Genomic DNA, 1,852 nt, shown 5'->3' with positions numbered 1-1,852 from the left:
CGGGAAACTGTCAAGTCCGGTTCGGCGGGAGGCCGCGCGGAAAAGGACCAGCACACTCTGGCACCTCGCTGCGCGGCCGACCCATCCTCCTGGCTGACCGGCTACCACAGGCTCAACATCCGCTATGACCGCAAGGGCACGCACTTCCTCGCCTTCCTCACCCTCGCCGCCACGCTCACCTGCTACAAGAAACTCGCGAAGGCGAAATCAGCGACATGAGACATGGTCTAAGTACACTCCATGCAGTTGCTGATGAAGCGTGACTTCGTCGGGCTCCCGAGATCGCGGAAGTCACGGACTTCGGCGAGGATCAGCGGTCGCGCCCCGATCGTCGACAGCATCGCTGCCTGGGCGGCGCAAGCACGCCGCATGGCGTTGGCTTCCGGCGGTGTCGATTCGCGTGCGGTACGGATCAGATGCGAATCCCCGCTGGCCGCAATTCGGCGAGCAAGGTTGGGTGATTGTCTGGACTCCTCCCCAGACACCTCCGGTCGTCGGCCTCACTGCTGTCGGAGAAGCTAGCACCCGCCGCGAATAGGCTTCGGAGGGCATGGTCCAGGCCGTCGTCGCGAAGCAGTTGATCATTTCGCTTGGATCGACCTCTCCTTCAGGTCTGTCGTCTGCGCGGTTCGCGTCCTCGGGTTTCGTCTGTCACCGGGTCTGGGGGTCACCGGATTCCTGTTTGGTGCCCGATCTCGTGGACGACGGCTTCGGCGCGTGCGTGCAGGACCTCCTGCAGGACCATCCGTGACATCGCCATGTTCGACAGGTGCCCCTGCAAGGTGATCACCGTATGCGCCGCGGCGCGGCGGCATTCCTGTATCAGATCGACGAACGCTGGCGGAAGCAGTCCGTTCTGCGGTGGCGGTTCATGGAATACGGTCGCCAGCTCGTAGCCCAGCGATGTGGCGGCAGCTCGCAATGTGTCGTCGCCCGCAGCACGATCGCGACCGTCGATCAGGTCATCGCGCAAGTATCCGTAAGCAAGCGGTAGTAGTGCAGTCATCATAGAAACCGGTTCTGCATCGACGGCTAACGAAGACGATTGCCTCCGCACGGCCAGATGGGAAATTGTTCGCCGCAGGATCGCCCGCGCACCGACGCCCGCGCTTGCGACACCACGTATTCGGTTGACGACGGCAACCCCACTGGGCTTCGTTGCCCGATCGGCTCCACTGCGTTGTGCACCACAGAGGTCGCCATCATCCCCGACGAGCATCAAGCGATGAACTCTCTATCAGCACCTTCTACCCGCCGACACCTTTCAACCGTCCTCGCATAGGTGGACACCCCACATCGGCATACAACCGATCCCGCCTGACCACTACCTATTGCAGGAACAAAGTCTCCTTCGATGACTTCGTGAGCAAGAGTCAAGCAAACCAACTCCGGAAAACCGGGGGAACATCATCGCCTCCGAGGAACCGGGGTGCCTTTCTATTCGTCGAGTCGCAGAATAGGATCGGCTGTGGTTCGGCGGCGTCTGGTGTCGTCGGCGATCATGATGCGCCACACGACGTTGGACAGGTGTCGTTTCAGGCAGCGCATGGCCGCGCGTGGGGATGCTCCGGCGGCGATCCTGCGGTCGTAATAGGCGCGCCCAGCGCTGCCGGACATGCGGACCTGGACCATGGCGATGGTGCGTATCGCCGAGTTGAGCTGCCGGTCACCGTAACGGCTGAGCCGATGCACTTGGCGGTCGGCGCTGGCGATCTCGATCGGTGCGGTGCCGTTGTGAGTGGCATAGGCGGCCGCCGTCGCGAAGCCTGTGGCCAAGCCGGTACGGCCGATCAACCGCGCCGCGAGGACAGGACCGATCCCGTCGAGCTCCCGCAGTCGGGTGCCGTGCTCA

2 protein-coding genes and 1 pseudogene are annotated in these 1,852 nt (G+C 63.1%); 1 reads left to right on the top strand and 2 read right to left on the bottom strand.

From position 1 onward, the window contains the following. Nucleotides 1–219: pseudogene (locus ABZW96_RS37535) on the top strand (hypothetical protein); the annotation flags it as partial. Between the two features lie 448 nt (nt 220–667). Here ABZW96_RS37535 and ABZW96_RS37530 read toward each other — a convergent pair. Next, nucleotides 668–1,222: a hypothetical protein gene (locus tag ABZW96_RS37530; RefSeq protein WP_355081634.1), complete on the bottom strand. Its 555-nt coding sequence runs from the start codon at nt 1,220–1,222 to the stop codon at nt 668–670. A gap of 215 nt (nt 1,223–1,437) precedes the next feature. Continuing rightward, on the bottom strand, nt 1,438–1,852 hold a 415-nt coding region (locus ABZW96_RS37525), incomplete at its 5' end, for an IS110 family transposase (protein ID WP_355081632.1).

Origin of the sequence: Nocardia sp. NPDC004168, from assembly GCF_040610355.1 — a bacterium.
In the GTDB taxonomy this organism is placed as follows: Bacteria; Actinomycetota; Actinomycetes; order Mycobacteriales; family Mycobacteriaceae; genus Nocardia; species Nocardia sichangensis.
This window is presented reverse-complemented; position numbering and strand designations above follow the sequence as displayed.